The organism is Marinobacter lipolyticus SM19 (assembly GCF_000397065.2).
GTDB lineage: Bacteria > Pseudomonadota > Gammaproteobacteria > Pseudomonadales > Oleiphilaceae > Marinobacter > Marinobacter lipolyticus.
Map to the genome: position 1 here is coordinate 315,939 of NZ_KE007306.1, position 7,081 is coordinate 323,019.

6 protein-coding genes are annotated in these 7,081 nt (G+C 56.8%); 1 reads left to right on the plus strand and 5 read right to left on the minus strand.

The window, feature by feature from the left end; genetic code table 11:
• Nucleotides 1-312 precede the first annotated feature (312 nt).
• Both MARLIPOL_RS01430 and zapE read right to left on the minus strand, forming a co-directional pair.
• A complete protein-coding gene (locus tag MARLIPOL_RS01430; protein WP_012136270.1) occupies nt 313-1,497 on the minus strand; it encodes a thiolase family protein in 1,185 nt (394 codons plus the stop codon).
• 185 nt (nt 1,498-1,682) lie between these two features.
• A complete protein-coding gene (zapE, locus tag MARLIPOL_RS01435; protein ID WP_012136271.1) occupies nt 1,683-2,780 on the minus strand; it encodes a cell division protein ZapE in 1,098 nt (365 codons plus the stop codon).
• Nucleotides 2,781-3,024: 244 nt separating this feature from the next.
• Between zapE and MARLIPOL_RS01440 the strand changes: the two genes are divergently transcribed.
• Nucleotides 3,025-3,471 (plus strand): YhcB family protein, encoded by a 447-nt coding sequence (locus MARLIPOL_RS01440; protein ID WP_012136272.1) that lies wholly within the window; start codon nt 3,025-3,027, stop codon nt 3,469-3,471.
• Nucleotides 3,472-3,656: 185 nt separating this feature from the next.
• Here the strand turns inward: MARLIPOL_RS01440 and MARLIPOL_RS01445 are convergent, their stop codons facing one another.
• From MARLIPOL_RS01445 to hisD, 3 genes are all read right to left on the minus strand, one after another.
• The gene (locus MARLIPOL_RS01445; RefSeq protein ID WP_012136273.1) at nt 3,657-4,400 is read right to left on the minus strand and encodes a Nif3-like dinuclear metal center hexameric protein; all 744 of its coding nucleotides are present in this window, start codon (nt 4,398-4,400) and stop codon (nt 3,657-3,659) included.
• Nucleotides 4,401-4,566: 166 nt separating this feature from the next.
• Nucleotides 4,567-5,619, minus strand: a complete 1,053-nt coding sequence (hisC, locus tag MARLIPOL_RS01450) for a histidinol-phosphate transaminase (RefSeq protein ID WP_012136275.1) — start codon at nt 5,617-5,619, stop codon at nt 4,567-4,569.
• Nucleotides 5,616-6,929 (minus strand): histidinol dehydrogenase, encoded by a 1,314-nt coding sequence (hisD, locus tag MARLIPOL_RS01455; RefSeq protein WP_012136277.1) that lies wholly within the window; start codon nt 6,927-6,929, stop codon nt 5,616-5,618. The genes hisC and hisD overlap by 4 nt, the downstream gene beginning before the upstream one ends.
• Between the last annotated feature and the right edge of the window lie 152 nt (nt 6,930-7,081).

The following is a 7,081-nucleotide window of genomic DNA, read 5'->3' on the forward strand; positions in this document are numbered from 1 at the left end:
TGAGTCGCTGCTCTGATTATTGGTGTCTACTATGTTGGAGGCTTCACGCACAGTGCTCGTGATGGTGGCACTATAGCTAACGCCTCGAGGCGCTTTGATCAGTCAAAAGTATGATTTTGACTTAACAGCCTTTATCGCCCGGTCCCTTCGCACTAAAACACTATAGACAACAAAACCAGATGCAACCACCGAGGTAGTACGCAGAAAGTGAGGACTTGGATGCACTAAAATTTCGGGAGGAAACAGAAAGGAGTGAAACAAAAAACGGACGCAGGGAGAACGTGACCATCCTCCCTGCCCCGGACCAGATTATCAAATCATTTCGATCGCCATCGCAGTCGCTTCACCACCACCGATACACAGGGCAGCAACGCCTTTCTTCTTGCCATAACGCTGAAGCGCGTACATCAGGGTTACCAGCAGGCGCGAACCGGTTGAGCCGACAGGGTGGCCCTGGGCGCAGGCGCCGCCGTGAACGTTGACCTTCTCAGGATCCAGACCCAGCTCGCGGATCGGCATCATGGCGACCATCGCGAAGGCTTCGTTGATCTCGAAAAGATCAACATCGTCTTTGCTCCAGCCAGTCTTGGCGAACAGAGTTTCGATGGCACCCACTGGAGCGCAGGTAAATTCAGAGGGATGCTGTGACTGAGTGCTGTGGCCTACGATACGGGCCAGTGGCTTCAGGCCACGCTTCTCGGCCTCGGACTCACGCATCAGTACCAGTGCAGACGCACCGTCAGAGATGGAAGACGCGTTGGCGGCAGTGACGGTACCGTCTTTGGCAAACGCCGGGCGAAGACTCGGAATTTTCTCGATATTGGCGTTGTGAGGCTGCTCATCGTCCTCTACAACCACTTCGCCCTTGCGGGTCTTTACGGTGACCGGAATGATCTCGTCCTTCAGAAGCCCCTCATCAATGGCTTTCTTGGCCCGAGTGAGAGAAGTAATGGCGTACTCATCCATTTCTTCCCGGGTATAGCCTTTCTTATCGGCCATTTCCTGGGCGAAGGCGCCCATCAGTCGACCAGTCTCGGCATCTTCCAGGCCGTCCAGGAACATATGATCCTGCGGTGCCTGTCCCGGGCCCATGCGGTAGCCCTTGCGAACGCCCTGGAGAACGTAAGGCGCGTTGGACATACTTTCCATGCCGCCCGCGACCAGGATGTCGTTGCTGCCAGCCTTGATGATGTCGTGGGCGAACATGGCGGCTTTCATGCCAGAGCCGCACAGCTTGTTGATGGTGGTGGCGCCGGCGTGGTCGGGCAGGCCGGCCTTACGCATCGCCTGGCGGGCCGGCCCCTGCTTTAGGCCTGCAGGAAGCACGTTACCCATGACCACTTCCTGAACGTCCGCCGGCTGAAGACCAGCGCGTTTCACGGCCTCGGCGATGGTGATGGCGCCCAACTCCGGAGCGCTGACGTCGGCCAGACAGCCCTGAAAGCCGCCCATGGGAGTGCGAACACCACTGACGATGACTACGTTATCTGTGCTCATAGCTAAATCTCTCTGTTGGTTATTTGGTAGGTTTGTCGGATTACGACTGCGTCTGATCCGACCTACTCTTTGCTCATGGTTACATCGGGTTGTCGGATTACGCTTTGCTAATCCGACCTACTTTAATCCTCGGCTTTATGCTTAACCGTAGGTCGGATTAGCAAAGCGTAATCCGACACCACTTCTTATGGTTTATGCGCTGCTTCCAGGTACTCCCTGGACTGCATCTCCAGCAACCGGGATTCGGTGCGTTCAAACTCAAAGCCCAGGCGACCGCCAGCGTACAAGTCTGTAATGGCCTCCGCGGCGGATATGATGACTTTAACGTTACGGTCGTAGAATTCATCAATCATGTTGATAAACCGGCGTGCCTGGTCGTCCTTTTCACCGCCCAATACCGGGACATTGCTGATGATGATGGCGTGAAACTGCCGTGCCAGTTCGATGTAATCGTTCTGGCTGCGGGGGCCATCACACACGTCCTTGAAATCAAACCAGACCACATCGTCGGCGTGGGCGATGGCAGGGATCTTGCGGCCGTTGATTTCCATGGATTTACTGTGTTTTGCAGCCTCGACTGCGAGGGCATCGTAACTTTTACGGAGACTGACGTCGGCTTCGGCATCCAACGGGAAATGGTAGAGCTCAGCCTGCTCAAGCGTACGCAGGCGATAATCGACTCCACCGTCGACATTCACCACCTCGGTGTGCTTTTTCACAAGATCAATGGCTGGCAAAAAACGGGCACGTTGCAGGCCGTCCTTATAGAGGCCATCCGGAACAATGTTGGACGTACACACCAGGGTCACGCCACGGCTGAACAGCCCACCCATCAGGGTAGCCAGGATCATGGCGTCACCAATGTCGGAGACAAAGAATTCGTCGAAGCAGATCACCCGGGTTTCATCAGCGAACTTTTTCGCCACCAGGTCCAGTGGGTTCTTCTCCCCTTTCAGGAACTTGAGCTCGTTGTGCACCCGCTGCATGAAGCGGTGGAAGTGCACTCGCATTTTGCGATCAAACGGCAGCGATTCGTAGAACGTGTCCATCAGGTAAGTCTTGCCGCGACCAACACCACCCCAGAAATACAGGCCCTTGACCGGATCTTCCTTGCCCTTTTTCAGTTTTCTGCGAAGTTTTGCCAAACCTTTCTGGCGTTCGCTTTCGGCTTCCACGAGTTTATCGTACAGTGACTGCAAACGCTGGACGGCATCATCCTGTGCCGGATCCCGGTGAAAATCCGGGCGTTCGAGATCCTGCTGGTAGCGTTGCCAGGGGGTCATGTGGTCGGTCATCAAGGCTGTTCCCGAAGAGTGGTCATTCATTTACGGCGGCGTATTGTGGCCGATTTTGGGATTTTTCGCCACGTTGGCACCGCCATCATGCATCCGGCTCTTCAGCCAGGGCACGCTTTGACGAAGCAATACGACGATTGGCTCAGACTTTGTGGATGGGCGTGGGCCGCCCGGGACGTTATACTGCCCCCAAAGGGCCGAGCTCTTAAAACGCAAAAGGACGACACATTATATGACGAACCTGATTCTGGCAGCGATTGCCGCTTTGGTTGTTGGCATTGTCATCGGCGTACTGGTCAGCCGCTCCGGGCAGACCACCAATCTGCGTCAGCGCCGTGTCGAGCAACAGATTGAGGAGCTGCGTAGCGAATACACCCGCTACCAGGCCCAGGTGAATGAGCACTTTATGGAGTCTGCTCATTTGCTGCGCCGTTTCAATGATGCGTATCGCGATGTGAATCTGCACATGGCACGGGGTGCGAACCGGCTGTGTAATGATGAGGAATGGATGGATGAGCTGGAGCGGGAGACGGCTCGTGCTCGCCTGGAGGATGTTCGCGAGGACGGCGTGGAGCCGCCGCGGGATTACGCCCCGAAGGCCGGGCCTGAAGACAAGGGCACTCTGGCTGAGGACTTTGGGCTCAAGAAGGGCGACAAATCTTCAACCTCGAAAGCCTGATCGATTTGTTGCCTGCTGCCCGGGCCTGGAGCCTGGGTGAAGTGACCGGTTGAGGGGGCCGTCCCAAAACACGCTCAAGCACATCCATGTGACGCTTGGGCTCCGCCATCCATGGCTCCGCACAGTTTTGGGACGGCCCCCTCAACCAGTCACCCCGACCTTTCGACGCGCCTTCCCGAATACTTTTATACTGGGTTATCGCAATCGATAAACCGGTGATTCACACCAAATTCCTTTTCCAACGCCTTACCGAGCGCCTTCACCCCGTAGCGCTCCGTCGCATGATGTCCTGCCGCGTAATAGTGAATTCCACATTCCCGGGCGGTGTGAGTCGTCGGTTCTGATATTTCACCGCTGATGTAGGCATCCAGGCCGGCTTCGAGGGCGATGTTGATGAAGCCTTGCGCAGCGCCGGTGCACCACCCTACCCGCTTGATTTCCGGTTTGCCCTCGCCGACCCACAGAGGTTCCCGGTGAAGTTTTTCGGCGATTTGTTGGCCGAACTTTTCAGGGCTGAGGGGTTGCGGCAGTTCGCCTTCCCAGACCAGGCCGCCAAGGGGGCGCGGATTCTGGATTCCCAGTACGTCGGCCAACTGGCGGTTGTTGCCGTATTCGGGGTGGTCGTCCAGTGGCAGGTGGTAGGCGACGAGGCTGATGTCATGGTCCAGCAGTTGTTTGATTCTCTGCCGTTTCATGCCCTGGATACGCTGGTCCTCGCCTTTCCAGAAATAGCCGTGGTGGACGAGGATCATATCGGCATTGGCTTCGATGGCGGCGTCAATGAGGGCTTTTGAGGCGGTGACGCCGGTGACGATGGTGTTAACGTCATCTTTGCCTTCAACCTGCAGGCCGTTCGGGCAGTAGTCCTGGAAGTTTTCGGGCTGGAGCCACTGTTCAATCGTGTTGAGAATCTCGTTTCTATCGGCCATAACCAAACTCCTGTTAGCGATATCACCTAAGTTTGAGAAGCGGGGCGGCCAGGGCCTTCCGGGAATGTCGGAGGCCATGGATGGCCGGAGATCAAGCGCACACGGACGTGCTTGTAGCGTTTCCCGGAAGGCCCTGGCCGCCCCGCTTTACCACCAATACAGAAGGCTACAGAGACTTGAGACCAGAAATCAGAGCATCATTCTGCTCTGGCGTTCCAATGGTGATTCTGAGGAAGTCACTGATTCTGGGTTTGTTGAAGTGGCGGACTATGATGCCCTGCTCTCTCAGGCTCTTTGCTAGTGCTTCGCCGGCCTGCGTGTTGTGACGGGCGAAGATGAAGTTGGCTTTTGACGGCAGCACCTCGAAACTCAGATCTTCCAGCGCATTGGTGACTCGCTCACGCTCGAAAATCACACTGTCGCAGCATTTCTGGAACCAGGCTTCGTCTTCGTAGGCGGCTTTTGCGCCGGCGAGGGCCAAGCGGTCCAGGGGGTAGCTGTTGAAGCTGTTTTTGACGCGGTTGAGGGCTTCAATCAGGTCAGGATGTCCTACTGCAAAGCCGACCCGCAAGCCAGCCAGTGAGCGGGCTTTCGATAGCGTCTGGCTGACCAGCAGGTTCGGATACTTATCGACGAGTGCAATAGCACTTTCACCGCCGAAATCGATGTAGGCTTCGTCTACCACCACCACCCTGTCGGGGTTAGCCTGCAAGATTTTTTCTACGTGCTCAAGCCCCAGGTAACGTCCGGTTGGCGCGTTCGGGTTCGGAAAGATCACGCCGCCGTTGGGTTGCTTGTAGTCCGCCGGGTTGATTTCGAAGGTGTCTGTCAGTGGGACAGGCTTGCCTTCGATGTTGTAGAGGCCACAGTACACCGGATAGAAACTGTAGGTGATGTCCGGGAACAAAACCGGTTCGCCGTGCTGGAACAAAGCGTAAAAAATGTGCGCCAGGACTTCGTCGGAGCCGTTGCCGAGGAAGACCTGTTCGGGCCTGACGTTGTGGTAGCCGGCGATGGTCTGTCGCAGGCTTTCGCCTTCCGGGTCCGGGTAGAGGCGCAGGCTGTCGTTCAGTTCGGCCTGGATGGCGTCGATGACTTTCGGTGACGGGCCAAAGGGGTTTTCGTTGGTGTTCAGTTTCACCAGATTCGCCATTTTCGGTTGCTCGCCTGGTACATAAGGCACCAGATCGTTAACCAGCGGGCTCCAGAATTTACTCATTTTTCACCCTTAATCCGATACTCTGCGGAACGGGCATGGGCCGTTAACCCTTCTCCCCGGGCTAACACCGACGCCACACGCCCCATACGATCAGCCCCTTCTGCACTGAAACCAATGATCGACGATCGCTTCTGGAAATCATAAACCCCCAGCGGCGACGAGAATCGTGCCGTGGCGCTGGTCGGCAATACGTGATTCGGGCCAGCACAGTAATCGCCGAGAGCTTCGGCGGTGTAGCGCCCCATGAAGATAGCGCCGGCGTGGCGGATTTCTTCCACCAGGGCCTCGGGATCTTCAACGGACAGCTCCAGGTGTTCCGGCGCAATCCAATTAGAGACCTTCGCGGCCTCGCTGAGGTCGGCAACCTGGATCAGGGCTGCGCGGTCGGTCATGGAGGTGCGAATGATATCCGCGCGCTCCATGGTCGGCAGCAGTTTGTTGATGCTGGCCTCGACCGCGTCCAGAAATGCTGCATCCGGGCTGATCAGGATAGACTGGGCCTGCTCGTCGTGTTCGGCCTGGGAGAACAGGTCCATGGCGATCCAGTCGGGATCGGTTTTACCATCGCAGATGACGAGAATTTCCGACGGCCCGGCGATCATGTCGATGCCCACCGTACCGAAGACTTCGCGCTTGGCGGTGGCCACAAAAATGTTACCCGGGCCGACGATCTTGTCGACGGCAGGAATGGTTTCGGTGCCATAGGCCAAAGCGGCAACTGCCTGCGCACCGCCAACGGTGAAGACGCGGTCAACGCCGGCGATGGCTGCGGAAGCCAGCACCATGTCGTTCACCACTCCGTCCGGTGTCGGAACCACCATGACCACTTCGCCCACACCCGCAACCTTGGCAGGGATAGCGTTCATCAGCACTGAAGACGGGTATGCCGCCTTGCCTCCGGGAACGTATAAGCCTGCACGATCAAGCGGTGTCACCTTCTGGCCAAGCACAGTGCCGTCTTCGTCCTCGTACTGCCAGGACTTCTGATTCTGGTGTTCGTGATAACTGCGCACCCGCTCGGCGGCTTTTTCCAGGGCCACACGCTGATCTTCCGGAATCGCAACCAAAGCCTTTTGCAGTCGGCTCTGATCCATTTCCAGCTCGGCGACGCTGCCAACCTTCAGGCGATCAAACTTCTCGGTAAATTCCAGAACCGCCTGGTCACCGCGAGTTTTCACTTCATGCAGGATATGACGCACCGACTCATTCACCTGATGATCCACGCTGTCATCCCAGGCCAGCAATTTGGCCAGCACGCTGTCAAAGTCACTTTGGGAGGCGTTTAGTCGTTTGATGGTGATATCGGTCATCTTGGGTTCCTGAGTCTGACTTGGTTAAGCCCGATAATTGTGTGCTCAAGCGGGTGAGGCCTGCACTGCCCAGAAGCAGAGCTTTGCGGGCTGGCGGGATCGGGTAAGGCTTTCCAAAACACGCTCAAGCACATCCATGTGGCGCTTGGGCT

What these genes read in the sequence shown, in the direction of transcription:
- MARLIPOL_RS01445 (WP_012136273.1), bottom strand. Translation starts at nt 4,400, where the DNA reads ATGGCCGATAGAAACGAGATTCTCAACACGATTGAACAGTGGCTCCAG.
- zapE (WP_012136271.1), bottom strand. Translation starts at nt 2,780, where the DNA reads ATGACCCCCTGGCAACGCTACCAGCAGGATCTCGAACGCCCGGATTTT.
- hisC (WP_012136275.1), bottom strand. Translation starts at nt 5,619, where the DNA reads ATGAGTAAATTCTGGAGCCCGCTGGTTAACGATCTGGTGCCTTATGTA.
- hisD (WP_012136277.1), bottom strand. Translation starts at nt 6,929, where the DNA reads ATGACCGATATCACCATCAAACGACTAAACGCCTCCCAAAGTGACTTT.
- MARLIPOL_RS01440 (WP_012136272.1), top strand. Translation starts at nt 3,025, where the DNA reads ATGACGAACCTGATTCTGGCAGCGATTGCCGCTTTGGTTGTTGGCATT.
- MARLIPOL_RS01430 (WP_012136270.1), bottom strand. Translation starts at nt 1,497, where the DNA reads ATGAGCACAGATAACGTAGTCATCGTCAGTGGTGTTCGCACTCCCATG.